23 protein-coding genes and 1 pseudogene are annotated in these 25,873 nt (G+C 58.4%); 11 read left to right on the top strand and 13 right to left on the bottom strand.

What is annotated here, in order from left to right:
• Positions 1-451: 451 nt before the first annotated feature.
• Positions 452-595 (top strand): annotated as a pseudogene (locus ACXAIC_RS21815) (chromate resistance protein ChrB domain-containing protein); the annotation flags it as partial.
• A 162-nt stretch (positions 596-757) separates the two neighbouring features.
• On the opposite strand, the gene ACXAIC_RS21810 reads toward ACXAIC_RS21815, so the two are convergent.
• The 3 genes from ACXAIC_RS21810 to ACXAIC_RS21800 all read right to left on the bottom strand — a co-directional run bounded on the left by ACXAIC_RS21810 (position 758) and on the right by ACXAIC_RS21800 (position 2,527).
• Positions 758-1,147 carry a nuclear transport factor 2 family protein gene (locus ACXAIC_RS21810; protein WP_475185530.1) on the bottom strand — a complete coding sequence of 130 codons (390 nt, stop codon included), beginning with the start codon at positions 1,145-1,147 and terminating at the stop codon, positions 758-760.
• Between the two features lie 232 nt (positions 1,148-1,379).
• Positions 1,380-1,841: an alternative ribosome rescue aminoacyl-tRNA hydrolase ArfB gene (gene arfB, locus ACXAIC_RS21805; RefSeq protein ID WP_475185528.1), complete on the bottom strand. Its 462-nt coding sequence runs from the start codon at positions 1,839-1,841 to the stop codon at positions 1,380-1,382.
• Between the two features lie 2 nt (positions 1,842-1,843).
• Positions 1,844-2,527 carry a TetR family transcriptional regulator C-terminal domain-containing protein gene (locus ACXAIC_RS21800; protein ID WP_475185525.1) on the bottom strand — a complete coding sequence of 228 codons (684 nt, stop codon included), beginning with the start codon at positions 2,525-2,527 and terminating at the stop codon, positions 1,844-1,846.
• A gap of 481 nt (positions 2,528-3,008) precedes the next feature.
• On the opposite strand from ACXAIC_RS21800, the gene aptA reads away from it, so the two are divergent.
• From aptA to mazG, 10 genes are all read left to right on the top strand, one after another.
• Positions 3,009-4,337 carry an omega-aminotransferase AptA gene (gene aptA / locus ACXAIC_RS21795; protein ID WP_475185523.1) on the top strand — a complete coding sequence of 443 codons (1,329 nt, stop codon included), beginning with the start codon at positions 3,009-3,011 and terminating at the stop codon, positions 4,335-4,337.
• 22 nt (positions 4,338-4,359) lie between these two features.
• Complete coding sequence (locus tag ACXAIC_RS21790) at positions 4,360-4,650, top strand: cupin domain-containing protein (RefSeq protein ID WP_475185522.1); 291 nt, start codon at positions 4,360-4,362, stop codon at positions 4,648-4,650.
• A gap of 12 nt (positions 4,651-4,662) precedes the next feature.
• Positions 4,663-5,919 (top strand): Zn-dependent hydrolase, encoded by a 1,257-nt coding sequence (locus tag ACXAIC_RS21785; RefSeq protein WP_475185520.1) that lies wholly within the window; start codon positions 4,663-4,665, stop codon positions 5,917-5,919.
• A 195-nt stretch (positions 5,920-6,114) separates the two neighbouring features.
• Positions 6,115-6,351: a GIY-YIG nuclease family protein gene (locus tag ACXAIC_RS21780; RefSeq protein WP_475185539.1), complete on the top strand. Its 237-nt coding sequence runs from the start codon at positions 6,115-6,117 to the stop codon at positions 6,349-6,351.
• A gap of 186 nt (positions 6,352-6,537) precedes the next feature.
• The gene (hydA, locus tag ACXAIC_RS21775; protein WP_475185517.1) at positions 6,538-7,995 is read left to right on the top strand and encodes a dihydropyrimidinase; all 1,458 of its coding nucleotides are present in this window, start codon (positions 6,538-6,540) and stop codon (positions 7,993-7,995) included.
• A 175-nt stretch (positions 7,996-8,170) separates the two neighbouring features.
• On the top strand, positions 8,171-8,962 hold the full coding sequence (locus ACXAIC_RS21770) for an ABC transporter ATP-binding protein (RefSeq protein ID WP_475185536.1): 792 nt from the start codon (positions 8,171-8,173) through the stop codon (positions 8,960-8,962).
• Positions 8,952-9,431: a GNAT family N-acetyltransferase gene (locus ACXAIC_RS21765; RefSeq protein WP_475185515.1), complete on the top strand. Its 480-nt coding sequence runs from the start codon at positions 8,952-8,954 to the stop codon at positions 9,429-9,431. The genes ACXAIC_RS21770 and ACXAIC_RS21765 overlap by 11 nt, the downstream gene beginning before the upstream one ends.
• Positions 9,428-10,351 (top strand): ABC transporter permease, encoded by a 924-nt coding sequence (locus ACXAIC_RS21760; RefSeq protein WP_475185512.1) that lies wholly within the window; start codon positions 9,428-9,430, stop codon positions 10,349-10,351. Before ACXAIC_RS21765 ends, ACXAIC_RS21760 begins: the two co-directional genes overlap by 4 nt.
• Positions 10,348-11,493 carry an ABC transporter permease gene (locus ACXAIC_RS21755; RefSeq protein ID WP_475185509.1) on the top strand — a complete coding sequence of 382 codons (1,146 nt, stop codon included), beginning with the start codon at positions 10,348-10,350 and terminating at the stop codon, positions 11,491-11,493. Before ACXAIC_RS21760 ends, ACXAIC_RS21755 begins: the two co-directional genes overlap by 4 nt.
• A gap of 166 nt (positions 11,494-11,659) precedes the next feature.
• A complete protein-coding gene (gene mazG / locus ACXAIC_RS21750) occupies positions 11,660-12,484 on the top strand; it encodes a nucleoside triphosphate pyrophosphohydrolase (protein WP_475185505.1) in 825 nt (274 codons plus the stop codon).
• Between the two features lie 82 nt (positions 12,485-12,566).
• Here mazG and ACXAIC_RS21745 read toward each other — a convergent pair whose 3' ends face one another.
• From ACXAIC_RS21745 to dusB, 10 genes are all read right to left on the bottom strand, one after another.
• A complete protein-coding gene (locus tag ACXAIC_RS21745) occupies positions 12,567-13,724 on the bottom strand; it encodes an iron-containing alcohol dehydrogenase (protein ID WP_475185502.1) in 1,158 nt (385 codons plus the stop codon).
• Between the two features lie 256 nt (positions 13,725-13,980).
• Positions 13,981-15,354 (bottom strand): GTPase HflX, encoded by a 1,374-nt coding sequence (gene hflX, locus ACXAIC_RS21740; protein WP_475185500.1) that lies wholly within the window; start codon positions 15,352-15,354, stop codon positions 13,981-13,983.
• A 69-nt stretch (positions 15,355-15,423) separates the two neighbouring features.
• Positions 15,424-15,678, bottom strand: coding sequence for an RNA chaperone Hfq (gene hfq / locus ACXAIC_RS21735; protein ID WP_006934516.1), 255 nt, complete (start codon positions 15,676-15,678; stop codon positions 15,424-15,426).
• 190 nt (positions 15,679-15,868) lie between these two features.
• Positions 15,869-16,732, bottom strand: coding sequence for a D-amino-acid transaminase (locus tag ACXAIC_RS21730; protein ID WP_475185495.1), 864 nt, complete (start codon positions 16,730-16,732; stop codon positions 15,869-15,871).
• Positions 16,733-16,835: 103 nt separating this feature from the next.
• Positions 16,836-18,212: a Trk system potassium transporter TrkA gene (trkA, locus tag ACXAIC_RS21725; RefSeq protein ID WP_475185493.1), complete on the bottom strand. Its 1,377-nt coding sequence runs from the start codon at positions 18,210-18,212 to the stop codon at positions 16,836-16,838.
• A 47-nt stretch (positions 18,213-18,259) separates the two neighbouring features.
• Entirely contained in the window at positions 18,260-19,627 is a 1,368-nt protein-coding gene (gene ntrX, locus ACXAIC_RS21720; RefSeq protein WP_475185491.1) for a nitrogen assimilation response regulator NtrX, read from the bottom strand.
• Positions 19,617-21,884, bottom strand: coding sequence for a sensor histidine kinase NtrY-like (locus tag ACXAIC_RS21715; RefSeq protein WP_475185488.1), 2,268 nt, complete (start codon positions 21,882-21,884; stop codon positions 19,617-19,619). The genes ntrX and ACXAIC_RS21715 overlap by 11 nt, the downstream gene beginning before the upstream one ends.
• Positions 21,885-22,234: 350 nt before the next feature.
• Positions 22,235-23,674, bottom strand: coding sequence for a nitrogen regulation protein NR(I) (gene ntrC / locus ACXAIC_RS21710; RefSeq protein ID WP_475185486.1), 1,440 nt, complete (start codon positions 23,672-23,674; stop codon positions 22,235-22,237).
• 2 nt (positions 23,675-23,676) lie between these two features.
• On the bottom strand, positions 23,677-24,816 hold the full coding sequence (locus ACXAIC_RS21705; protein ID WP_475185533.1) for a two-component system sensor histidine kinase NtrB: 1,140 nt from the start codon (positions 24,814-24,816) through the stop codon (positions 23,677-23,679).
• An 8-nt stretch (positions 24,817-24,824) separates the two neighbouring features.
• Positions 24,825-25,862 carry a tRNA dihydrouridine synthase DusB gene (gene dusB / locus ACXAIC_RS21700; protein ID WP_475185483.1) on the bottom strand — a complete coding sequence of 346 codons (1,038 nt, stop codon included), beginning with the start codon at positions 25,860-25,862 and terminating at the stop codon, positions 24,825-24,827.
• Positions 25,863-25,873 lie beyond the last annotated feature (11 nt).

Here is a 25,873-nt window from a genome sequence, read left to right as displayed (position 1 = left end):
ACTCGGCTTTGGCATGGAAAAGCCCATTGGCATTCGAAGCCAGGGCCGCTTAAATGAGAACTCGGGGCGGAATCAAACCGTGACAGGTCCAGATTATTTTGCAAAACGGCCGAAAGCGCGGAAGGGAATTGAAGCTGCTGAATAGTTCGAATTGAATGGTGATGAGCCCACTATGCGACACATTCAAGCTGCAAAGTTATCCTGCCAATTCGCGGAATGTGTATCGCTCTTACCTATTTAGGCAGCATTGATGAGACGTTTTCTGACCTTACTGTTATGTGTGCTTTCAACCTCCGCATCCGCTCAAAACTCAATAACGTCTTCAAACTCTTCATATGAAGCTAACACTCAAGCGGCGCATCTCTATGCAATAATGATCAAAATCAAAGAAGAACTGAAAATAGAGAGCGGTGAACGCTTGAAAATTGTAGGGCGTGAGAATTAGACGCCCACGCTGTGGGTGACCCGGCATAGACCCAAAAATCGACCATATTACCTGCCCGTGGCTGATACGCCGGTTTATCGACCCTACGCGCAATTCCTGCTTGTCTCCGCTGCGCAAGTCAACAATATCGCCGAGCGCTTCAATTCTTCGATTGGCTTTCTGACTCGGATATGAGTATCGCTGGCACAGACCGGCCTTTGGCGCAATCGCAGCGAATTTTCGCTATGTCCGCATCTTGCCAGTCTACGCACCAAGCAACAAACGACCGCTCAATTTCATGGACACCGCAACATAACTAAAACCCCATCTCTGCTATTCTGAAGGTATAACAGTCCCCTGATGGAAGAGCATTTGCCACCGTCCGTCGATCTTCTTCCAAATCGAGCTTCTGAGCGTCTGCCTCCCCTCTGACGTTGCTGTGGGCTGACGGTGGCTTCGATAAGTGACGAGGACAGCGTCAGAAGAGATAGGTTTCACCGTAAAATCATAAACTTCTGGAACTGGTGAAGTGTCTGCAACTGCTTCCTCAGCCAAAGCCTCTACCGTAATCGACTTGTCGTAGACGCGTCCAGAACTGCCAAACTCAATGAAGTCCTCGGCAAGCAAGGCACTGACTGTCTGGCGGGAAGTTCTGAATTCGGGTCGATGGAGTTGTTGCTCCAAGGACTGGAACAATTCTTCATCCAAGTTTTCGTGTGACATTTTCATTCTCAAAGCGATGAATCAATGTCGCGATCTTAGCTGGAGCCATCGATAGATCAACGTCTACTGGTGCCACCTTGCATTGAGTGCACTATCACCCGCCCCCTCACCTCCCTTGCAACTCGGCCCGGCCGGGCGGATCGGGCGCTGACTGCTGCGGCAAGCGGCCACGGCTGACTGTCGCATTTCAATCGGGCCCGGGATGTCGCGCCTCTAAACAGCCTGTCAGATTTCAGTCATCCCCGCGCACTTTCCGGCCGCGCAGTTTCTTGATCTGACTTCGCTGTTTTTTTGCATCCAGACGCCGTCTCTTGGAACCAAGCGTCGGTTTGGTCGCTTTGCGGGGTTTGGGCTTTTCCGTGGCTCTGCGCAGGAGATCCAGCAAGCGCTCCAGCGCATCCTCCCGGTTGCGTTCCCGTGTGCGGAACCGATCGGCCTGCAACACGATCTCCCCGTTCAACGTCAGCCGGCTGCCGGCAAGACGGGCGGCACGGGACTTGACGTCTTCCGGCAGGCTGCGGTTGGCTGCCAGATTGAAGCGCAGCTGCACCGCCGTCGACACTTTGTTGACATTCTGACCGCCCGGGCCAGACGCACGAATAAAGTCTTCGCTCAAATCATCTCTGGAAATAAACAACCGAGCCGTAACGGCAATACGCCTTGTTTCCGTAAGGTCAGCCTGGTCCTCAGCCATGGTCAGTCTGCAAGGCTTTCAGGACCGCGTTCGGCCGGCGCCAGGCCAAGGCCGGTCAGAATCAGCCGGGTGATCTCTGTCTCTGTTTCACGAAGAAAGGCGGGGTCGCTCAGGTCCCGTCCGGTCAGCGCCTTCACCTGAATGGAAAAATCGGCATAGTGCTGGGTTGTGGCCCAGATCATGAAAATCAGATGCGCCGGATCGATCCGGCGCATTTTTCCCGCCGCGATCCAGTCCTCAATGACCTGGCATTTTTCGCTGACCAGCCGCTTCAGATCCCCTTCCAGAATGGGCAGGATCTGCGGCGCGCCCTGAATCACCTCATTGGCGAACAGGCGAGAGGCCTCGGGAAACTTTGCCGACATATCAATCTTCTGCCGGATATAGGCAGCAAGTTCCAGGGCCGGTTCACCGGCTGGATTGAGGGTTTTGAGCGGCGCCAGCCAGACTTCAAGAATATGCGCCAGAGTGGCTTTGTAGATCGCCTCCTTGGAGGCAAAATAATAGAGAAGATTCGATTTCGACATGCCCGCGTCTGCGGCAATCCGCTCCACAGTGGCTCCGGAAAATCCCTTTTTTGAAAATTCACCCAGAGCCGCCTCCAGAATGAGGGATCTGTTGCGCTCCTGAATACGGCTCAAACCGCTTCTTGCGGTCTCTGCGAACCGGCCGTCTAAATCTGCCATCGAATAGTCCATTCCCGGCCAAAACGGCCGCCCCGAAAAGGTCCTGCCCTGTCTGTTCCCGCCCCATCCGGCGGCGGTCTGTCCGGCCGCTGCGCCTCCTGCCCGCAATTGACCATAAATTGGTCACGCCAAAGGAATTTGCATCTTGACCGTTTGGTCAAATCCCCCCTAGGTTAAATTGACCAATCGGTCAGAAGGCTAGTCGATCAATGGGCACCCCGCAACGGGGAAGTCTTGAAGCAGGCAGCGCTTCTGATCATCATAACGAACCGGCAAAGCCGTGCCGGGCCGAACGGCCCACCAGAGATCGAACGGACCCTGACGGGCGCAGAAGCGCAGGCCAGGATCCGGGAACAGCATGGGGAGAGGACCCGAACCGCCGTTTCCGCCGACCCGCCGGGCCGGCCGGTGGCCCGTATGTCCTTCCCTGAATCGAATAGCACCCGCCCCTGTTCACAATCAGGGCCGCGAAGGAGGACGCATGTCAGCACCGAGCCAGGCTGCAACCAACAATCTTGAAGCCTTCTGGATGCCGTTTACAGCCAACCGGCAATTCAAACAGAACCCGCGCATGTTCGTCTCCGCCAAGGACATGCATTACACCACCGCAGACGGCCGCCAGGTGCTGGATGGCACAGCGGGCCTTTGGTGCTGCAACGCCGGCCATTCCCGCCCGAAAGTGGTGGAAGCGGTGCAAAGGCAGATCGCCGAGCTGGACTATGCCCCAGCCTTCCAGATAGGCCATCCCAAGGCGTTTGAACTGGCAGCCCGCCTTGCGGCCATGATGCCCTCGCCGCTTGATCATGTCTTCTTCACCAATTCCGGTTCTGAAAGCGTCGACACGGCTTTGAAAATTGCCCTCGCCTATCAGCGCTCCATCGGTCAGGGCACCCGCACCCGTCTGATCGGCCGCGAACGCGGCTATCATGGCGTCGGCTTCGGCGGCATTTCGGTTGGCGGCATCGTGGCCAACCGCAAAACCTTCGGCACCATGCTCACCGGCGTCGATCACATGCGCCACACCCACGACCCGGAGCGCAATGCGTTCTCCCGGGGTATGCCGGAAAACGGGGCTGACTATGCCGAAGAGCTGATCCGTATCATCCAGCTGCATGATCCTTCCACCATCGCGGCGGTGATTGTGGAGCCGGTGGCCGGGTCGACTGGCGTTCTGATCCCGCCCAAAGGGTATCTGGAACGCCTGCGCGAGATCTGCACCCAGCATGGCATTCTCCTGATCTTTGACGAGGTCATCACCGGCTTCGGCCGCCTGGGCTCGCCCTTTGCCACGGACTTTTTCGGGGTCACCCCGGATCTGGTCACCACGGCCAAGGGCCTGACGTCAGGGGTGGTGCCCATGGGCGCAGTCTTCTGCAGCTCCGACATCTACGAAGCTTTCATGACCGGCCCTGACCACATGATCGAGCTTTTCCACGGCTATACCTATTCCGCCCACCCGCTGGCCTGCGCTGCGGCGCTGGCCACCCTGGACACCTATGAGGAGGAAGGCCTTCTGACCCGCGCAGCCGATCTGGCGCAGTACTGGGAAGACGGCCTCCATGCGCTCAAGGACTGCCCGAATGTCATCGACATCCGCAATCTTGGCCTGATCGGCGCCATAGAGCTGTCTCCGATCGCGGGCGAGCCGACCAAGCGGGCCTTCTCCGCGTTCCTGAAAGCCTATGAGGAGGGCTTGCTGATCCGCACCACCGGCGACATCATCGCCCTCTCCCCACCTCTGATCATCTCCAAGGCGCAGATCGACGAGCTCTTCGCCACCTTGCGGCACGTACTGACAACAATCGACTGACCCGGAAAGGCAGGGTGTTAAGATGACCGACCGGCCCCAGGCAATTGCGACCCAGTTGATTGACGATACCAAGGTGCGTGTCACCCGGTTCGATTTCGAACCGGGGGCGGAAACCAGCTGGCACCGGCATTCCATGGATTACGTCATCACAACCCTTACGGAGTGTGTGATGCTGCTGGAAGAGCCCGGCGGCGGCACACGGGAAGTCACCATGCCGCCCGGCACTGTCTACCGGCGCGATGAAGGCGTGGAACACAATGTGATCAATGGCGGGGACGCGCCCATGTCCTTTGTCGAAACGGAATTGAAATAGGAGACACGAACAATGGCTGCTCCGGGCGAAAATTTCAGGATCAATGCGGACAGGCTTTGGGAAAGCCTGATGGAAATGGCCAAGATCGGCCCGGGCGTTGCCGGGGGCAACAACCGTCAGACCCTGACAGACGAAGATTCCGAAGGCCGCAAACTGTTCCAGAAATGGTGCGAAGACGCTGGAATGACCATGGCAGTCGACACCATGGGCAACATGTTCATGACCCGGCCCGGCACCGATCCGGACGCCCTGCCCGTTTATGTCGGCTCCCATCTCGATACCCAGCCGACCGGCGGCAAATATGACGGTGTTCTGGGGGTTCTCGGCGGGCTGGAACTGATCCGCAGCCTCAATGATCTTGGGGTGAAGACCAAACATCCCATCGTGGTCACCAACTGGACCAACGAAGAAGGCACACGCTTTGCCCCGGCCATGCTGGCCTCCGGGGTGTTTACCGGTGTTCACACCCAGGAATGGGCCTATGACCGGGAAGATGCGGAAGGCAAGGCCTTCGGTGACGAGTTGAAACGGGTCGGCTGGGTCGGCGAGGAAGAGGTGGGCGCCCGTAAGGACAAGATGCACGCCATGTTCGAGCTTCACATCGAACAGGGACCGATCCTGGAAGCGGAAGGCAAGGATATCGGCGTCGTCACCCATGGCCAGGGGCTGTCCTGGACCCAAGTGACAGTCACCGGCAAAGACAGCCACACGGGCTCAACCCCGATGCCCATGCGCAAGAATGCAGGTCTTGCCATGGCCCGCATTCTGGAGCTGGTCGACGAGATCGCCTGGTCCCACGCCCCCCATGCGGTGGGTGCCGCCGGCCACATTGATGTCTATCCCAATTCCCGCAATGTGATCCCGGGCAAGACGGTCTTCACGGTCGACTTCCGCTCCCCGGATCTGGCCGTGATCAAGGATATGGAAGACCGGCTGAAGATCGGCGGCAAAAAGATCTGCGATGAGATGGGGCTCGACGTTGCCTTTGAAAAAGTCGGCGGTTTCGATCCGGTCGAGTTTGACAAGACCTGCGTCGAAGCAGTCCGCAGCGCGGCCGAACGGCTCGGCTACAGCCACCGCAACATCATCTCCGGTGCGGGCCATGACGCCTGCTGGATCAACAAGGTTGCGCCCACTGCCATGATCATGTGCCCCTGCGTCGATGGCCTGTCCCACAACGAGGCGGAGGAAATCTCAAAGGACTGGGCAAAGGCGGGCGCCGATGTTCTGTTCCATGCGGTGGTCGAAACGGCGGTAATCGTGGAGTAACAATCGGTCTGGAGACCCAAATCAAGTCCGGGACAGGGCTTCAAATAACTAAGGGACCCAAGAGTCGACATGAAACCTGTCTGCCCCTGCTCTCTCCGCCGTCCCGGCCCTGAGCCGGGACCAAAATAGAGCCGCAGCCTCGGTGACCTATTTCGTCTACATTCTGGCAAACAGGCCAAGAGGGCCGATCTATATATATGCTCAGCGCGCAACTTGAGAAGCCGGATTGAACAACACAAAGCGGGAATACGTGGCAGCCACACACTGAAATACAACATCAAAACACTTGTGTATTTCGAGGTCTTTGAGGAGGCAATTGACGCGGTTCATCAGGAGCGGAGATTGAAAAGGTGGAGACGGGCCTGGAAGGATCAATTGATTGAAGAAGCCAATCCAGACCGGAAAGACGTGAGTGACCAGATCCCCTTTTAGAGGATCTTGAGACTGATGGTCCCGGATCAGGTCCGGGACGGCGCTGTGCCTTTCGGATGAGGCAACCGTGCAGCAAAGACAAGTGTACCAAGACCCCTTCAAGGTTCCGAAGCGCATTCGGGACTTGAGGAGACCGGTTCAAGACAAATCCGCGAAAACGCGGACACCAGACAAAGGGGAACACAAATGGCAAGCAAAGTGATCAAGGGCGGCACGGTCGTTACCGCTGATCTTTCCTATGAAGCGGATGTGAAGATCGAGGGTGGCAAGATCGTTGAGATCGGGCCGAACCTGTCCGGCGACGAAACGCTTGATGCGACCGGGTGTTATATTATGCCGGGCGGCATTGACCCCCATACCCATCTGGAAATGCCCTTCATGGGCACCTTTTCCTCGGACAATTTTGACAGTGGGACGCGCGCAGCCTTGGCCGGCGGCACCACGATGGTGGTTGACTTCGCCCTGCCCTCGCCCGGCCAGTCCCTGCTGGAAGCCCTGCAAATGTGGGACAACAAGTCCACCATGGCGCATTGCGACTATTCCTTCCATATGGCGATCACCTGGTGGGGGGAGCAGGTCTTCAACGACATGCAGGAAGTCGTTCAGAAAAAGGGCATCAACACGTTCAAGCATTTCATGGCCTATAAAGGCGCTTTGATGGTGAATGACGACGAGATGTATGCCTCGTTCCAGCGCTGCGCCGAGTTGGGCGCCCTGCCCCTGGTCCATGCGGAAAACGGCGATGTGGTCGCCTCCCTGCAGCAGAAACTGCTGGCCGAGGGCAATAATGGCCCGGAAGCGCATGCCTACTCCCGCCCGCCGGAAGTGGAGGGAGAGGCAACCAACCGGGCCATCATGATCGCCGATATGGCCGGTGTACCGGTCTATATCGTGCATACCTCTTCAGAACAGGCCCACGAGGCCATCCGCCGGGCCCGCCAGAACGGCATCAGGGCCTATGGCGAGCCGCTGATCCAGCACCTGACCCTGGATGACAGCGAATACAAACATGCCGACTGGGACCATGCGGCCCGCCGGGTCATGTCTCCCCCCTTCCGGGACAAAAAACACCAGGACTCGCTCTGGGCCGGTCTGGCAGCGGGCTCCTTGCAGGTGGTCGCCACCGACCATTGCGCCTTCTCAACAGAGCAGAAACGCACCGGCGTCGGTGACTTCACCAAGATCCCGAATGGCACCGGCGGCCTGGAAGATCGCCTGCCCATGCTGTGGACCTACGGAGTGAATACTGGCCGTCTGACCCCGAACGAATTTGTCGCAGTTACTTCAACCAATATTGCAAAAATCCTCAATATCTATCCGAAAAAGGGTGCAATTCTGGTTGGAGCAGACGCGGATCTGGTGGTCTGGGACCCGGCTTTGGAAAAGACCATTTCCGCCTCCAGCCAGCAATCGGCCATCGACTACAACGTTTTTGAAGGCAAGGCGGTCAAGGGCCTGCCGCGCTTCACGCTTACCCGTGGCCGGGTCGCGGTGGAAGACGGCACGGTCAACCCGAAACAGGGCCATGGAGAATTTGTCGCCCGCAAGCCCTTCCAGGCGGTCAACACGGCTCTCAGCACCTGGAAAGAGCTGACCGCGCCGCGCAAGGTGGAACGCACCGGCATTCCGGCCAGCGGCGTCTGAGCTGAAAAACGTCTGAAGACGGCGGAGCGGTTGGCCAACGCCCAAACCGGTCCGCGTTCACCCGGCAACCTCACCGGCTGCAGCTGCCATCAGCTTGCAGCGCCGGGTGACAAGACAACCAACGGAATATGACATGCTGACAGCCGCTGAAATCGAAGACGGAATTGAAGACGCCATGAAGGATCAGGAAAAACATGTCATCGACATTGAAAACCTGTCGCTAACCTTCCAGACAAATGATGGCCCTGTCCATGCCCTGTCCGAGATTGACCTCAAGATCGAGGAAGGCGATTTTGTCTCCTTCATCGGCCCGTCCGGCTGCGGCAAGACCACATTGCTCCGCGTGATCGCGGATCTGGAACAGCCGACCGGCGGGTCCATTGCCGTCAACGGCGTGTCGCCTCAGGAGGCCCGGCTCAACCGCGCCTATGGCTATGTGTTTCAGGCAGCAGCCCTTTATCCATGGCGGACCATCGCAAAGAACATTGCCCTCCCCCTTGAGATCATGGGTCTGTCCGGCCAGGAACAGCAGCAGCGCATCGCCCGCAATATGGAGCTGGTTAACCTGGCTGGGTTTGAAAAGAAATTCCCATGGCAGCTGTCCGGCGGCATGCAGCAGCGGGCCTCAATCGCCCGCGCGCTGGCTGTCGAACCTGATCTGCTCTTGATGGACGAGCCCTTTGGCGCCCTGGATGAAATCGTCCGCGATCACCTCAATGAACAGCTCCTGCAACTTTGGGCCAAGACAAACAAGACGGTGGTCTTTGTCACTCACTCCATTCCGGAGGCCGTATTCCTGTCCACCAAGATCGTGGTTCTGTGCCCGCGGCCGGGCCGGATTTACGATGTGATTGAAAGCGACCTGCCGCGCGACCGGACCCTGGACATCCGCGAAACGCCGGAATTCCTGAAAATCGCCCACCGGGTCCGGGACGGGCTCAGAGCGGGGCATTCCTATGAGGACTGAATCCACTGCAGCCGCTAAAATCCGTGCAGCCTCCTACAAAGACATGACAGCCTGCGGACAGATCCTCAATGACTGGATTGATGAAACCCCGTGGATGCCTCGCCTGCATTCCCATGACCACGTCATCCGTCATCACCGGGACTTTGTCTTTACGAACCGGACGGTCACGGTCGTAGAGGGGCCGCAGGCCTCCGTTCAGGGATATGCGGCCAAGAGCTCCGATGGCTTTATCACAGGCTTTTACCTTGACCGGCACGCACGACGGAAGGGCCTGGGCAAAATGATCCTGAACCACATCAAAGACCGCTCTCCTGGTGGCCTGAACCTGTGGACCTTTGTCGCCAACTCTGGTGCCCGGACGTTTTACGAAAGAGAGAAGTTCAAAGAGATCCGCCGGACAGAAGGCGAGAACGAGGAGAACTTGCCGGACATTCTGTTTGCCTGGCAAGCCAAGGACGAAGTGGCATGACGGACGCAGCTCTATCCTCTCCCAAATCGACCAACCCCTTTGCCGGGCTCATGTCCGGGACACTCGGCCCGGTTACCGTTGTCGTGCTCGCCATCTTTGCCATCTGGTACATCGCGGCAGCGGCGCTCAACACGCCTTTCCAACAAGAGCTCTATGAACGGGCCGGCCAGACGGATGTGCCGGTCACCCAACTGATTGCCGATACCTGGGCCCAGGAACGGCCCGTTCTGCCGGCCCCGCACCAGGTTGTTGCCGAAATCTGGAAAACAACGGCCGAAAAGAAAATCACATCGAAACGGTCACTGGTTTATCACAGCAGCATCACCCTCTCCTCCACCCTGCTCGGCTTTCTGATCGGAACGACCCTTGGCATCCTTCTGGCCGTCGGCATCGTGCATTCCAAGGTGCTCGACAAGTCTCTGATGCCCTGGGTAATCTCCTCCCAGACCATTCCGATCCTGGCGATTGCCCCGATGATCATCGTGGTTCTGAATGCAATTGGCATTTCCGGCCTGCTGCCCAAGGCCATGATTTCCACCTACCTGTCCTTCTTTCCGGTTACCGTGGGTATGGTAAAGGGTCTGCGCTCGCCGGAAGTCATCCATATGGATCTGATGCACACCTATTCGGCGACGCGGGTCCAGGCCTTCTGGAAACTGCGCCTGCCCTATGCTGTGCCCTTCCTGTTCACCTCCATGAAGATCGGTATGGCCGCCTCTCTTGTTGGCGCCATCGTCGGGGAACTGCCGACCGGAGCCGTTGCAGGTCTCGGCGCCAGACTGCTGGCTGGCTCGTATTATGGCCAGACCATTCAGATCTGGTCAGCCCTGATCGTCGCCGCCTTTCTGGCCGGCACTCTGGTTGCGCTCATCGGGGTTCTGCAAAAAATCGTCCTGAAACGCATGGGAATGGCCCAATGACAGCTCAATCCGCCTCTGCAAAGCGTTTCGGCATTCCTGCCCTTCTGGCCTGGTTCATCGTGCTGATGGTCCTTGTGGGCCTGTTCAGCCGGATCTTCGAACCCGATCTCGGCGTGATGGACGTACCAAGGCTCTCCATCTGTTTGGGCCTTCTGGCCATTGCCGGTGTGCGCTATGAGCTCGGGTTCCTGCGCAATCCGGTTGGTGATCTGGCCCTTGGCCTCGTAACAGCCATTGCGGCTTGGCTGCTGATTGCAACCGTCTCCAATCACCCGGGCGGTGCTGCCCTTGGGTTCTGGGCGCTGACCGCCGCCACCTGGGCCGCCGCCTGGCTGTTTGTTGAGCGGCTGGCGGTCTGGAAAACGCGTTCAGCCGCCGCGCAGCGCCTCGTGAACCTCGCCATACCCGCTCTTTTCGGGATCTCCCTCTTGGTCATCTGGCAGCTTGTGGTGACCGGAGCCGGGGTTCCCAAGGTACTGCTGCCTGCGCCCTCGGAAATCTGGCTGCGCCTGACCACGTCCCTGCCGACCTTGTGGGCGGATTTCCAGCAGACCTTCCTGAAGGCCGTTCTGGCAGGCTATGTGATCGGCTGCGGCTCGGCCTTTCTGGTGGCCATTCTGGTGGACCGTGTGCCCTTCCTGCGCCGGGGGCTTTTGCCCATCGGCAATCTGGTGTCGGCCCTGCCCATTATTGGCGTTGCCCCGATCATGGTCATGTGGTTCGGCTTTGACTGGCCCTCCAAGGCCGCTGTTGTGGTCATCATGACCTTCTTCCCCATGCTGGTGAACACGGTGTCCGGGCTGGCGGCTTCAGAAGCCATGCAGCGGGACCTGATGCGCACCTATGCGGCGAGCTATGTCCAGACCCTGATCAAACTGCGCCTGCCGATGGCCATGCCGTTCATCTTCAACGCCTTGAAGATCAATTCCACCCTGGCGCTGATCGGGGCCATTGTTGCGGAATTTTTCGGCACACCGATTGTCGGCATGGGCTTTCGCATTTCAACGGAAGTCGGCCGGATGAATGTGGACATGGTCTGGGCGGAAATTGCTATGGCGGCACTGGCCGGATCGCTGTTTTACGGCGCCATCGCCGTGCTCGAACGAGCGGTCACCTTCTGGCACCCGTCCATCCGTGGATAACTGAACTTTCTGAGCCTGTCCGGCGCAAAGCATCACGCCACACCGGACAGGACAGTTTCCCGAAAGGCAAATCTGTCGTAAAGCTTGGGTCTCCATTGATCCGTTTTCCGGCGATCCGCATTCCGGCGGCGGAAAGATCCAGCCATGACATATCAGGGCCACTGCCATGACCCCAAGCCGCGACATTTCCCGCCTCCTAGAGATCATGGAAGCGCTCAGAACGCCGGTCACCGGCTGTCCCTGGGATCTGGAACAAACGTTCGAGTCCATCGCCCCCTATACGCTGGAAGAGGCCTATGAGGTCGCCGACGCAATTGCAAAGAAGGACATGGTGGATCTGCGCGACGAATTGGGCGACCTTCTGCTGCAGGTCGTCTACCACGCGCGCATGGCCGAAGAGGACAAGGTCTTCGACTTCGGTGATGTGGTGGAAAGCATCACCAGAAAGATGATCCGCCGCCACCCCCATGTCTTCGGCGATGAGAATGGGGACAGACCAGCCCTTGTTAAAGGCATCTGGGAGCGCATTAAGGCCGAGGAACGGGCGGAAAAACGGGCCGAGCGTGAAAAACAGGGAATGATGGAAACTGCCACGGGCTTGCTCGACGATGTTCCCACCGCCTTTCCCGCACTTCAGGAAGCAGAAAAGCTGCAGCGCCGCGCATCAAGGGTCGGCTTTGACTGGAACGACGCCCGGCTTGTTCTGGAGAAGATCCGCGAAGAAACCTTTGAGCTTGATACGGAATTGGCCAGCACAGAGCCGGACCGGGACCGGATCACAGACGAACTGGGCGACACCCTGTTCGCACTCGCCAATCTGGCCCGGCATCTGGATATTGATCCGGAAGAGGCCCTGCGCCGCACAAACCGGAAATTCCGCCGCCGCTTTGCGGCCATTGAAGACCACGCCTTACAGACCGGCACCAGCCTGGAGGCAATGTCTTTGGAAGAGATGGAAAACGAGTGGCAAAAGGCCAAAAAGGCGCCTTAAGCGCCCTTGCCTTGGACCGGTCTCAATCGATAGAGGCTCATCTGACCGGTTCTCTCAGCTAAGATGGGGATGATTTCTCCGGTTAATACGCCGCGCGGTAGATCGCCAGAGCATCAGCTTCCGCCACAGGCCGGGGATTGTTGACCAGAAGGCGGGTCTGGTTCATGGCGTCGGATGCGAGCCGCGGCAGGTCATATTCCCTAATATCCATCGCCCGCAGATTGGCCTGAAGACCACAGTCTGCCGAAAGCGCCGCCAGCCTGTCGCAGAACGCAGCCGCCCGCTCCTGCCCTTCCAGCCGCGCCAGATCAGGAAAGACGAAGGGCGCAAGTTCCGCATAAGGCTGGGGCGACGTCACCACGTTGAACCGCAAGACATGGGGCAGCACCAGCGCATTGGAGAGCCCATGGGGAATGTGAAAATGGCCACCCAGGGGATAGGCGAGAGCGTGAACGGCCGCGACCGGTGAATTGGCAAAAGCCTGCCCGGCCAGCATGGAACCGAGCAGCATGTCGGAACGGGCTGCCTCGTTGGCCCCGTCCCGTACCGCCGTCAGTAGAGAGCGCCCCATGAGCGTCAGCGCCTCGGTGGCCAGAACCCGGGACACGGGATTGTTGTTCGGGCTTGCCGATGCATAGGCCTCAATCGCATGCACCATGGCGTCAATGCCCGTCGCCGCCGTGATATGCGGTGGCAGGCCATAGGTCAGTTGCGGATCAAGCAGCGCAACATCCGGCAACAATACTGGCGAAACCACGCCCATTTTCTCATTGGTGCCGGTTGTGACAATGGAAATCGGCGTGACTTCCGATCCGGTGCCGGAGGTTGTCGGCACAAGGATCAACGGCAAACGCGGCCCTGCCGCCTTGCCAACCCCATAGACATCCTGCAAACGCTCCATGCCTGCGGCAAGCAGCGCCACCAGCTTGGCCACGTCCAGCGACGATCCGCCCCCCAGACCGATCACCCCGTCAACGCCGCTGTCCCGCGCCTGTGAGGCTGCTTGCAGCACAACCGCTTCGGGTGGGTCGGCCTGAACCTCAGCAAACAGCTCAACCTCGACATCAGAAGCCTTTAGAAGATCAACAGCCCGCTCGACAATGCCGGTTTCCATCATGCCCGGGTCAGTCACCAGCAGCACACGGCCACCGACCTGCCCTTTGACCAGGCCGCCGATGCGCGACATTGCCCCGGTTCCGAACTGAACCGATTTTGGTGTGTTGAAAATGAAGGGGTTCATTTTGATGTCCTTGTGGCGGGCGTTTCTTCCACCCGAACCTTAAGCCACAAGCACCTGCGGAAGAAAGCCATCTGAGGCTATAGACCAGATGCCAGATGATTTCAGAGCACCGCGCAAAACCGAGGCGGCGTCCTGGATTGTAAAACGCGCCAGAGTGGTAAAATTGAAATACGCATGCTGGGTGCAGTGCGCGCCGTGGCGTATTTCAGTTCCGAAAACCACACTGGAAAATCAGACGAACTTCAGAACAGGGTGACTAGTGAAACGTCTCATCTGAGGCCGGGTCCGCCGCTTCCTCCAGGATATAGGCCGCGAACAGCTCCCGGAACGGGCCGCGCTGCTTGTCGGACACGCGGACTTCCGCCGTGACGAAATCTTCCGTGTCGTCGCGCGTGAGCACTTCAGAGACCTGATAAAGCTTCGCCAGCAAAGCGCCATCGGTCACCGGCACCTGCACGCATAAAATGTCGTCATGCTGGGCGATAAAAGCATCGATCCGGCTGGCCAGATGGTCCAGCCCGGCGCCGGTCAAGGCAGACAGAGCAATCGGGCCGTCGTCTCCGGCCTCATCCAGAAGCTTGTCCCGGTAGATCTCGTCCAGACAATCGATCTTGTTCCAGACTTCAATGACCGGAGCCCCCGTCTGGGCATCGACACCAAGGTCATCCAGGGTCTTTTTCACATCCTCGGCCTGGGCTTCCGTATCGGGATGGGAAATGTCCCGCACATGCAGGATCAGATCCGCCTCCAGCACCTCTTCCAGCGTGGCCCGGAAGGCAGCTACCAAATGGGTTGGCAGATCCGAGATGAACCCCACCGTGTCGGACAGGATAATGTCCTTGCCATGAGGCAGCGTCACCTTGCGCAAAGTGGGATCAAGGGTCGCGAAGAGCAGATCCTTGGCGAAGACATCCGATTCCGTCAGCCGATTGAAGAGCGTTGACTTGCCAGCGTTGGTATAACCGACAAGCGCCACCACCGGCTGGGGGATTTTCTTGCGTTTCTTGCGGTGAAGATCCCGGGTGCGGCGCACGCTTTCCAGCTGTTTTTGAAGCGCAATAATGCGGTCCTGAATCTGACGCCGGTCGGCCTCAATCTGGGTTTCCCCCGGACCGCCCATGAAGCCCGCACCGCCGCGCTGCCGTTCCAGGTGAGTCCAGGATCGCACCAGACGGCTCCTTTGCCAGGTTAGATGGGCCAGATCGACCTGCAGGCGGCCTTCCTTGGTTCGGGCCCGGTCGCCGAAAATTTCCAGGATGAGACCTGTGCGGTCGATGACCTTGGTTTTCAGGCGCCGCTCCAGGTTCCGTTGCTGAACAGGGCTCAGGGGATGGTCAATCACCACAAGATCAAGATCTTCACTTGCGACAATTCCGGCAAGTTCAGACACTTTGCCGTCTCCGAACAGAGTTCCAGGTTTCGGATTGTTCACACGGACCACGCCGGAATGCACCATGTTGAGATTGATGGCCGCGCTCAGACCGATGGCCTCGTCAAGGCGCGCCTCCGGGCTGCGATTGCCTCTCAAGTCTGTTTGAGCACCCTCGCCGCGCAGTTGAAGCACCGGCTCGATGATCATCGCACGAAAGGGCTGGGGCAGACGATCCACCCCGGCCTCTTTCATTTTCATCGATTTTTGACCCGGTTCTTCGGCACCGTTAGATTTTGAAAAATCGTCCGCGCGAGACTTCGGTTTCAATCAGCTAGCCTTTTCAGCGTTTTCCTCAGCCTGATCGAACAGTTGAACAGGTCCGTTTGGCATAATTGTGGAAATCGCGTGTTTGTAAACAAGCTGCGAATGCCCGTCCCGTCGCAGCAAAACACAGAAGTTATCGAACCAGGTCACCACACCCTGCAATTTCACACCATTGATGAGGAAAATTGTAAGAGGCGTTTTTTGTTTACGAACGTGATTAAGAAAGGTGTCCTGGAGATTTTGTGCGCGCTCAGCCATAAGTCTTTTTATCCTGTTTTTTCCCGGATGCGGCCGAGCATCCGGCGTATCGGCAGCTTATTGCAAAAAGCTGTTCAAAATCAAACGCCAAGGTTTGACGCCCTGCCCGCTCTTCATGTTGCCCACCTGCGGGAGCCGTCTGCCTCAACTCCTTCGGGTCTCATTCACAAGGCCTTTTTAGCCTTCCGAATCATGCCGTCTGCAAATCAGTAGCAGTATGGAACGAATCACGCAATCGGGTTGAAACCGAACCCGGATGACCGTTTCCGATTATTTTTCCGTCAATGCGTGTCACCGGCATCACCAGCGTTGACGCGGCGGTTACAAAAGCTTCTTTTGCATCAAAGGCTTCTTCAAGAGTGAATGGGCGTTCTTCAAAAGACAGCCCCTCTCTCTCGACAAGATCCAGCACCACCGTGCGGGTAATGCCGCGCAGAATTCCGCTTTCGGCCGGACGGGTCACCAGAACGCCGTCCTTGGTCACGATCCAGGCATTTGTGGAGCCGCCTTCGGTCACATGACCGTCCGTATCCACATACCAGGCTTCCTTGCCGCCATTTTCCTTGGCGTGCTGCTTTGCAAGCACATTCGGCAAAAGAGCAACGGTCTTGATGTCAACGCGCGGCCAGCGGTTTTCCGGATAGCTGACCACAGAAATCCCCTTTTCCGCAGCAGCTTCCGCCGCAACCGGGCTGGTGGACTTCGCAGTCACGACAATGGACGGCGCCACGTCGTCCGAGGGAAAGAAGTGGTCCCGTTTCGCAACACCCCGTGTCACCTGGATATAGACCAGGCCATTATGGACGCGGTTGCGGCGGATCACCTGCTTGAGAACGAACTCCACAGCACCGCGCACCATGGGCCAGTCAATCCGCAATTCGGAGAGCGACCGGTCCAGACGGTCAAGATGCCGGGGCATGTCCACGATCTTGCCGTTCCAGACCTCGCACACCTCATAAACGCCGTCGGCAAACTGATACCCGCGATCTTCAACATGCACCGCGGCCTCTGCGTGTCGCACATACTGGCCATTTACATAGGCAATGCGGCTCATAATCCCTCCTGGATAGGCAAAAATGTGTTGGTCAATCGGACCTTACCGCCAGTTGTGACTGGTCGTTCAGGCGATTGCAAGATCAGAAATCGGACAAAATGACCTAAAAGAAGTCAAGGCTGACCCGGAACATCTGTTCAACCTGCCGGACCCGGTTGGCCACGGCAAAAATGACAATACGGTCCTGGGCCTGAATTTGAAGGTCGCCATTGGGGGTCAGCACATCGCCATTGCGGAAAACCGCCCCCACGCGGATACCGGATGGCAGATCAATTTCCCGCAAGGGCTTACCCACCAGCGGTGAAGTGTCCAGCGCTTCCGCCTCAACAATTTCAGCCGCGCCGTTTTGAAGAGAATGCACGCCCCTGATTCGTCCCCGGCGCACATGCTGCAGGATTCTTGAAATCGTCACAGCGCGCGGGTTGATGAAGGCGTCAATTCCCAGCGCATTGGCAAAGGCCGGGTAGCTTGGATTGTTGAGCAGCGACAGGGAGCGGCGGCAGCCCAGCTTTTTCGCCATGACCGAAGACAGGATATTCACCTCGTCCTCGTTGGTCAGCGCGATCATCGTATCGGCGTCCCCGGCATCGGCCTCATTCAGAATGATCTGGTCCAAGGCACTGCCATGAAGGATGACGGACCGCTTGAGATCGTCGGCCACGGACATGGCCCGCTCGCGCGAGGCTTCAATCAGCTTGATCTTGGTGCCGCTTTGGCGTTGTTCCAGCGCCTTAGCGACATAAAGCCCGATATTGCCGCCCCCGGCGATGATCACCTTGGCCGCTTCGGGCTCCTCATGGCCAAAAATGCTCAAGGTCCGCCGAACCTGATCGCGCCGGGCCACCACATAGGCCAGATCGCCGGTCAGAATGGAATCGGTGCTCTTGGGCACAAACAGGCGATTGTTGCGGAACAGACCGACAACCACAGCCCCCAGATCCGGGAACAATTCGGTCAACTGGCGCAGCGGCGTATCGACGACCGGGCAGTCTTCTTCACACATGATCCCGACAACCACCACCTGATCGTCGGCAAAGCGGACGGTTTCCACGGCACCGGGCAAGGCCAGCCGCCGCAGCACCATCTCGCCCACCTCGATTTCAGGGGAAATGATCACATCGATCGGCATGTTGTCCCGGGAGAACAGATTGCGCCAGCGCCCCTGAAGATAGGACTGCGCACGAATCCGGGCGACCTTGGTGGGCACATTGAAGAGGGAATGGGCCACCTGGCAGGCGACCATGTTCACCTCGTCGTAGAGCGTAACGGCCACGATCATGTCCGCTTCTTCGGCCCCGGCCTGGGCCAGAATGTCCGGATGGGCTCCGTGACCGACAAAACCGCGCACGTCCAGCTGATCGCCAATGGCGTTGATCAACTGCGGCGAGGAATCTATCACCGAAACATCGTTCTGTTCCGCAGCGAGGCGTTCGGCAATTCCATATCCGACCTGACCGGCGCCGCAAATGACGATTTTCATGGGGAGATCCCTTTCCCGCTAAACAGTTGACCTGCGCCCACTGCCCATCAGGTCATGCCGAGTGTTTTCAATTTGCGGTGCAGTGCTGATCGTTCCATACCGACAAATTCGGCAGTCCGCGAGATATTACCGTCAAATCTTTTGATCTGCGCCTGCAGATACTCCCGTTCAAAGATCTCCCGGGCCTCCCTCAGCGGGACAGACATCAAATGCTCCCCGGTGCCGGAGGTGGGCAGGCTCGGCAAGGTTTCACCAATCTCGGCAGGCAACAGATCGGCGGTGATCGTGCTGTCCGGTTCGCCTCGGCTCAAAATCATCAACCGCTCCACATTGTTGCGCAGCTGACGCACATTGCCCGGCCAGTCATGAGTCTGGAGAACGGCCATGGCGTCATCCCCGATCGGGCGGAGCGGAATGCCGGACGCAGCTGAAATCTGTTCCATGAAATGGTGCACGAGAACGGGGATATCCTCCCGCCGTTCGGCAAGCCCCGGCACGCGCAACGGAACCACGCTGAGCCGGTGATAGAGGTCCTGCCGGAACAGGCCGGACGCTATATGCTCTTCCAGGTTCTTTGAAGTGGAAGACAGGATCCGGATATCCACCTGCACCTTCTGGCTGCCCCCGACACGGGTGAAGCTCTGCTCGACCAGAACCCGCAGGATCTTGCCCTGTGTCTCGGCAGGCATATCGGCAACTTCATCAAGGTAGAGCGTGCCGCCATGGGCTTCTTCCAGAGCGCCGATCTTGCGCAGCTTTCCCTGTTCATCCTCAATCCCGAAAAGTTCCTCTTCCATGCGCGGGGGCGTGATAGTCGCCGCATTCAGCACCACAAAGGGACTTTTCTGGCGCGGTGACTGATCATGGATCATGCGCGCCGCCCGCTCCTTCCCGGCCCCGGACGGACCAACAATGAGGATACGGCTGTTGGTGCCGGAGATCTTCTGGATTGTCGTGCGCAGGGTCTGGGCAGCCGACGATCCGCCGACAATGTCGCTGGTTTCACCGCTCCGCTGCTTGAGATCCCGGATTTCGCGCTTCAGGCTGGAGGCTTCCAGGGCGCGTTCAACGATATGGATCAGCCGGTCGGCCTTGAACGGCTTTTCGATATAGTCATAAGCGCCGCGCTTGATCGCGGATACGGCCGTCTCGATATTGCCGTGGCCGGAAATGATCACGACCGGCAGGTCTGGATCTGTTTCCTTCAGGACATCCAAAAGGGCCAGACCATCGAGCCGGCTGCCTTGTAGCCAGATGTCCAGAATGACCAGGGACGGTTTTCGTTCCTTGACCGCAGCCAGGGCGCTGTCCGATCCATGGGCCGTGCGGGTGCCATATCCGTCATCATCGAGAATTCCGGCAATCATTTCCCGAATATCAGTTTCGTCGTCTACGACGAGAATATCATGTGCCATGAGCTGCCACTGTTTCTTGATCTTGGTTTTCGCTCTCCAGGTCGATCTCGGCATGCGCTGCCAGAGTGAGACGGACCAGAGTGCCTGTTGAATCAGGCGACGTTTTGGGCGCATCGAGCAATTCGACGCCGCCGCCATGGTCTTCCAAAATTTTGCGGACGATGGCGAGCCCGAGCCCCGTCCCCTTTTCCCGCGTCGTCATATAGGGCTCCAATAAGCGGCTGCGGTTTTCTTCCGGCAGCCCGATTCCATTGTCGATTACATCGACAACCACCATTTCCTTTGGCCCCAGCCCCTCCGTATAGAGACGCACGTTCACGAGCCCCTTGGGCAGGTCCTCGCCCTCCCTGGCACCGACAGCTTCGGTCGCGTTCTTGACCACATTGGTCAGGGCCTGGCCAACAAGCCGCGGATCATAAACCGCTGTCACCGGTGTGTCGGGCAGATCGGCTGTCACGGAGATGTCCGGATTGGCGACCGATTGCATGAACGCCGCATCCCGGACTGCTTCGCGCAGGTCCCCGGACAGTTTCTTGGGCTTGCGCATTCTGGCAAAGGACGAGAATTCATCGACCATCTGGCCGATATCACCGACCTGCCGGACAATCGTATCGATGCATTGATCGAACACCTCCCGGTCTTCCTCGATCCGCTTGCCATAGCGCCGCCGTATCCGCTCTGCGCTGAGCTGAATGGGTGTCAGCGGGTTCTTGATTTCATGGGCTATGCGCCGGGCCACATCGGCCCAGGCCGAGTTGCGCTGGGCGGAGACGAGATCGGTGATGTCATCCAGCGTGATGACGTAACCATGCTCGCGGCGGGTCGACTGTTCGCTTGTGATCCGCACATTGATGGTGCGCAACCGCCCCCCCCTGGTGACTTCAATCTGGGTCTCAGGCAACCGGTCCACATCTCCGGTGAGAAGGCTGCCGACACACTCGGAAAGTTCCGGCACAACTTCATTGAGTGGCTTGTTCAGGATCTGCACTTCATCCAACTGCAGCAGTTCCAAAGCGGACCGGTTGATCAACATGATCGAAGCCTCGTCATCCACGCCGATGACGCCGGTCGACACACCGGACAAGACGGCTTCATTAAAACGGCGGCGCCGATCGATCTGCTCGTTGGCTGCCAGCAGCGCATCCCGCTGGCCCAGAAGCTGGCCGGTCATCTTGTTGAAAGTCTGTCCCAGATTGGTCAGATCTCCGCCGGACTTTTCGGTTGCCACCTTGACGGCCAAATTCCCCTTGGTGACTTCATCTGCTGCCGAAATAAGCGCCCGGATCGGGGACACCAGCCGGTTGGCAAAGCCGAAACCGATCCAGATTGCCGAAAGGAGCAGCACCAGCGCCACCCCCAGATAGACAAGCGCAAAGGCAACCTGGACCCCAAAGCGGGAATTTTCCATCTGCTGGTACTGGGAGGCGCCGGTCTCCGCCAGACGCAGATACTCCACCACCCTTGGATCAATTGCCCGCACCGCATAAAGATAGAAATTGTCATAGGCCGACAGTTTCATGATCCCACCCACAAGATTGGACTTGCCCGGCGCAATCAGGGTCGGGTCGCCGGATTTTGCGCGGAAGAAACTTTCCGAGGGCGGCAACGGGATCTTTGCATTCGGGTCCAGGACCACCCGGGTCACCACTTCCCCGTTTTCATTCAGGATCATCGCGGCGAGAATGCCGCGCAGGGACACCTGGGTGGAGAAAAACTGGTCGAACCGGGTCGGCTCAAACTCATAGATTGCCTTGGCCCGGTCGATATCGTTGCTCATGGCGATCAGGTCACCACGCAAAACACGGGCGTGTTCCTGCAGATAGGCCTGGGCAACAGTCAGGGCATTGTCGATGATCTGGCGCGTGCGATCCTCAAACCACCGGTCCAGCCCCCTGTCGAGGGTAACAGCGCCCAAGATCGCCATCAGCACAGCTGGAACAGCAGCCACGAGGCTGAACAGGGCCACCACCCGCACATGAAGCCGAGCTGCGGCGCGCCCGCGCCGGCGCGCCTGCCAGAGCTTCAGGATTTCAACGGAAATAACCCCGAGCAGCACCGCTGCCAGAACGCCATTGATGGCCATGGCAGTCAGGATCACATTCCGGGTCGGATCAATGGAGGTCAAGCCCATCAATATCACAAACGTGACCGTGATGGATACAAGCGCGAACACCATGACCCCAAGACCCGCCCGGCGCCACACCTTGCCTGCGGCACTCGATTGCAAGACGGATTGCTGAACCGTTCCCAGAATCATGCAGCCTCTAAATCCCCCTGGCTCCGGTAGAAATTCCGGTGCGCATCATCGAATGCTGCAAAGTTATCACACAATGTTGCGAAATTGCGACAGAGCCCGCCACAGGAGTAAATTTCTCAGTGGAAGATCCAGAGCACCTGGTCAAGAATTTGATTTCAATAGATTTTTTTAAAATTCATTCGCTGCTAATCTTTCTCCGGCGCAGGTCAGAAACAGGCCGAAATGAGGCAAATTCCCTTGTCAGACCTACCTATCCCAGGGAGACAGCCTTCTGCGGAATGAGGCAAGCTTCATGCGACCTCATTCCGGCTGATCACAGTAAACACGACAAGACACCAAACGCGCCTTTGTTAGCGCGCCGACCGCATGACCTGAATATCCAGGTCCCGGATTTTCTTGCGCAGGGTGTTCCGGTTTACTCCCAAAAGCTCGGCCGCTTTGATCTGGTTGCCCCGTGTGGCGGCAAGCGCCGCACTGATGAGCGGATATTCCACCTCCCGCAAGATGCGGTGATAAAGGCCCGGGGGAGGCAGAGCTTCTCCAAACGTATCAAAATAGCCGTTCAGGTATTTTTCCACCGAGCCGCCGAGATTGATGGTTTCTGAAACATCTTCTTCGGCCGAAGTGACACTTGGCTGGCTCAGTTCCTGATCCAGCAGGCTTTCACTGATGACATCCTGCGGGTAAAGCGCAGCCAACCGTCGCACCAGATTCTCAAGCTCGCGCACATTGCCCGGCCATCTGTAGCGGCGCAGCATGTTCAGCGCACCCTGGTCAATCTGCTTGGCCTGAAGACCTTCCTTTTCCACGATGGAAAAGAAATGGCGCACCAGATCCGGAATATCCTCCACCCGCTCACGCAGGGGTGGCAACCGGATCGGTACGACGTTCAGCCGGAAATACAGATCCTCCCGGAACAGTCCCTGATTAATCAGATGGCGCAGATCCTTGTTGGTGGCCGCAACAATGCGCACATCCGTCTTGATCGGCGTACGCCCCCCAACCGTGGTATATTCCCCCTGCTGCAGTACCCGCAAAAGCCGCGTCTGGGCTTCCATGGGCATATCACCGATTTCATCGAGAAACAGCGTGCCGCCATCGGCCTGTTCAAAACGGCCGGAACTCCGGTTCTGTGCCCCGGTAAAGGCGCCTTTCTCATGGCCGAACAGCTCCGCCTCGATCAGGTCGCGCGGGATCGCGGCCATATTGATCGCTACGAACGGGCCGTTGCGGCGCTTGCCATAGTCGTGCAGCGCACGGGCAACCAGCTCCTTGCCGGTTCCCGACTCCCCGTTGATCATCACCGTCAGATCGGTCTGCATCAGCCGGGCCAGAATACGGTAGATTTCCTGCATCGCCGGAGATCTGCCGACCAGGGGCATGCCTTCCCCGGCATCGTCAATGTCCAGCGTCGGCCGCTTTTTTGGCTCTTCAAGCGCCCGTTGGACAATATTCGTCAGCTCTTTGAGATCAAACGGCTTTGGCAGGTATTCATAGGCGCCCTTTTCCGACGCCTTGATAGCGGTCATGAAGGTGTTTTGCGCGCTCATGACAAGAACCGGCAATTCCGGACGCATCTTCTTCATGCGCGGCAGCACATCGAAGATATTCTCGTCCGGCATGACCACATCCGTGATCACCAGATCCCCGTCTCCTGATGACACCCACCGCCAAAGCGTCGATGCGTTTGAGGTCAGCCGGACCGTATAGCCGGCCCTGGACAGAGCCTGATTGAGAACTGTGCGGATCGCAGCATCGTCATCTGCAACAAGGATCGTACCTGTCGGCATTGTTATTCGGTTCCTTGGCTCGTCTGACCTGGGGATGCCAGGCCTCCGCCGGTATAGGCAGGCATGAGGATACGGAACGTAGTTCTTTCACGCTGACTGTCACATTCTATGACACCGCCATGGTCGCCAATGATTTTGGCAACAAGCGCGAGCCCAAGCCCGGATCCGTTGGTTTTTGTGGTGATGAAAGGTTCAAACAAATGCGGCAGGAGATCATCCGGCACGCCCGGGCCATTGTCCTGCACGCAGAACTCGAGCGGCAGACTGACCCGCTGATCTGTTCCAGGAACGGACAGCCGCACGCCAGGCCTGAAAGCAGTCGAAATGCGGATTTCACCATCCGGGTCATCGCCAATGGCTTCACTGGCATTCTTCACAAGATTGAGGAACACCTGAATCAGCTGATCCTTATTGGCATAGACCGCTGGCAGGGAGGGGTCGTAGGTCTCCACGATACGCTTGCCGCGCGCAAACCCATTGTCGGACAGGCTTTTGACCCGGTCGAGCACAACATGAATATTAACCGGCTCACGCTCGATCGGCCGCTCGTCGGAAAAGACCTCCATCCGGTCGACCAGTTTCACGATCCGGTCGGTCTCGTCCATGATCAGCCGCGTCAGGGAGCGGTCGTCATCGGCAACCGATTGTTCCAGCAGCTGGGCGGCGCCCCGGATGCCGGACAAGGGGTTCTTGATCTCGTGGGCCAGCATCGCGGCAAGCCCGGTCACCGTCCGGGCCGCACCGCGGGAAGTCAGCTGCCGGTCGATTTTTTCCGCCATGGTTCGTTCCTGGAACATCAGCACCACGGCGCCCGGCCGGTCGGCCACCGGCGCTGCATTGATGTCGACGATCTTGGGCGCACCGATGCGAGGCGAACCGATATCCACCTTGTATTCGTTGACTGGCGCAGCCCGTTCGCGCACCTGTTCAAGCAAGGTCAGCAAGGGGCTGCCAAAGGGAACAAAGTCACTGATCGGATGCCGCCGGAGCACGGCCGCGCTGGAGCGCATGAAAATTTCAGCCGCCATATTGGCCGATTCAATCACACCGTCCGGCGCAACAAGAAGAACCGGATGCGGCAGAGCGTCGAGAATAGTCGGGCCGTCGCTGGCGAGCATGGCCACACGGCCCTCTTCGGTCATTTTTTTGCTCACGCAGCCGTCCGTTCGTTTGAATTGGAGAACCAGTCCAGAGCCAACCGGAGCACCTCTTCCGGCTGGCTGGACGTCATCAGGGTTTTGCGAACAGGGCCGGGCAAGGGAGCGCTGCCCTGGGCAAGCGCCTCGTCCAGATACCAGCCCAGATGCTTGCGGGCGATGCGCACGCCCTGAAACTGGCCATAGTGGCTCAAGATCGCCTGGTAATGCTCCGCCACAAGCTCCGCCAGATCCGCTCCGCTCGGGGCAGCAGGCAAGGAACCCGTTAGAAGATACCGGCCCACATGACCGGGCAGCCAGGGACGGCCATAGGCCCCCCGTCCAATCATCACCCCATCCGCACCGGACGCCTCAAGCATAGCATGTGCATCTTCCGGGCTTTTGCAGTCGCCGTTCGCGATTACGGGTAGCCGTGTTGCCGCTTTGACACGGCCAATCGCCTTCCAATCGGCCTTGCCCTTGTAGAATTGGCACCTGGTGCGCCCGTGCACGGTGATCAGCTGCACCCCGGCTGCCTCCGCGCGGCAGGCAAGCTCAGCGGCATTCAACGAGGTATCGTCCCAGCCAAGCCGCATCTTCACGGTGACCGGAAGATCGACCGCTCCAACCGTTGCCTCAATCAAGGACAGCGCATGATCAAGGTCCCGCATCAAGGCGGACCCGGAATAGCCCGATGTGACCTTTTTCGCAGGACACCCCATGTTAATGTCAATGACGTCGGCACCCAGATCCGCAATAACCTTGGCCGCCTCACCCATCCAGCGCGCTTCCCGGCCGGCCAGCTGGACAACATGCAGCCCACCGTCCTGGGCCTCGGCCCGCATCTGGGTTTCCGCATCCCCTTTTATGAAGGATTCGCTGGCCACCATTTCGCTGACAACCATGCCCGCGCCGAAACGCGCAGCCAGACGCCGAAAGGGCAGATCTGTGACCCCGGACATCGGCGCCAGAACGGCCGAGTTCGGTAAAATGGTCGATCCAATAGCGAGGGATTTCACGGGTGCGGACACCAGGCTCTCTCTTTTGCTCATTACCTGTGCAA

The organism is Roseibium sp. AWQ4_254, from assembly GCF_056161025.1.
The sequence above is the reverse complement of the archived record's forward strand: the minus strand, read 5'-3'. Positions and strand labels throughout refer to the sequence as shown.

Bases quoted from the DNA above. Each gene is read 5' to 3' on its own strand.
- ACXAIC_RS21810 (WP_475185530.1), bottom strand. From the start codon at position 1,147: ATGTCACACGAAAACTTGGATGAAGAATTGTTCCAGTCCTTGGAGCAA.
- arfB (WP_475185528.1), bottom strand. From the start codon at position 1,841: ATGGCTGAGGACCAGGCTGACCTTACGGAAACAAGGCGTATTGCCGTT.
- ACXAIC_RS21800 (WP_475185525.1), bottom strand. From the start codon at position 2,527: ATGGCAGATTTAGACGGCCGGTTCGCAGAGACCGCAAGAAGCGGTTTG.
- aptA (WP_475185523.1), top strand. From the start codon at position 3,009: ATGTCAGCACCGAGCCAGGCTGCAACCAACAATCTTGAAGCCTTCTGG.
- ACXAIC_RS21790 (WP_475185522.1), top strand. From the start codon at position 4,360: ATGACCGACCGGCCCCAGGCAATTGCGACCCAGTTGATTGACGATACC.
- ACXAIC_RS21785 (WP_475185520.1), top strand. From the start codon at position 4,663: ATGGCTGCTCCGGGCGAAAATTTCAGGATCAATGCGGACAGGCTTTGG.
- hydA (WP_475185517.1), top strand. From the start codon at position 6,538: ATGGCAAGCAAAGTGATCAAGGGCGGCACGGTCGTTACCGCTGATCTT.
- ACXAIC_RS21770 (WP_475185536.1), top strand. From the start codon at position 8,171: ATGAAGGATCAGGAAAAACATGTCATCGACATTGAAAACCTGTCGCTA.
- ACXAIC_RS21765 (WP_475185515.1), top strand. From the start codon at position 8,952: ATGAGGACTGAATCCACTGCAGCCGCTAAAATCCGTGCAGCCTCCTAC.
- ACXAIC_RS21760 (WP_475185512.1), top strand. From the start codon at position 9,428: ATGACGGACGCAGCTCTATCCTCTCCCAAATCGACCAACCCCTTTGCC.
- ACXAIC_RS21755 (WP_475185509.1), top strand. From the start codon at position 10,348: ATGACAGCTCAATCCGCCTCTGCAAAGCGTTTCGGCATTCCTGCCCTT.
- mazG (WP_475185505.1), top strand. From the start codon at position 11,660: ATGACCCCAAGCCGCGACATTTCCCGCCTCCTAGAGATCATGGAAGCG.
- ACXAIC_RS21745 (WP_475185502.1), bottom strand. From the start codon at position 13,724: ATGAACCCCTTCATTTTCAACACACCAAAATCGGTTCAGTTCGGAACC.
- hflX (WP_475185500.1), bottom strand. From the start codon at position 15,354: ATGAAAATGAAAGAGGCCGGGGTGGATCGTCTGCCCCAGCCCTTTCGT.
- hfq (WP_006934516.1), bottom strand. From the start codon at position 15,678: ATGGCTGAGCGCGCACAAAATCTCCAGGACACCTTTCTTAATCACGTT.
- ACXAIC_RS21730 (WP_475185495.1), bottom strand. From the start codon at position 16,732: ATGAGCCGCATTGCCTATGTAAATGGCCAGTATGTGCGACACGCAGAG.
- trkA (WP_475185493.1), bottom strand. From the start codon at position 18,212: ATGAAAATCGTCATTTGCGGCGCCGGTCAGGTCGGATATGGAATTGCC.
- ntrX (WP_475185491.1), bottom strand. From the start codon at position 19,627: ATGGCACATGATATTCTCGTCGTAGACGACGAAACTGATATTCGGGAA.
- ACXAIC_RS21715 (WP_475185488.1), bottom strand. From the start codon at position 21,884: ATGATTCTGGGAACGGTTCAGCAATCCGTCTTGCAATCGAGTGCCGCA.
- ntrC (WP_475185486.1), bottom strand. From the start codon at position 23,674: ATGCCGACAGGTACGATCCTTGTTGCAGATGACGATGCTGCGATCCGC.
- ACXAIC_RS21705 (WP_475185533.1), bottom strand. From the start codon at position 24,816: ATGACCGAAGAGGGCCGTGTGGCCATGCTCGCCAGCGACGGCCCGACT.
- dusB (WP_475185483.1), bottom strand. From the start codon at position 25,862: ATGAGCAAAAGAGAGAGCCTGGTGTCCGCACCCGTGAAATCCCTCGCT.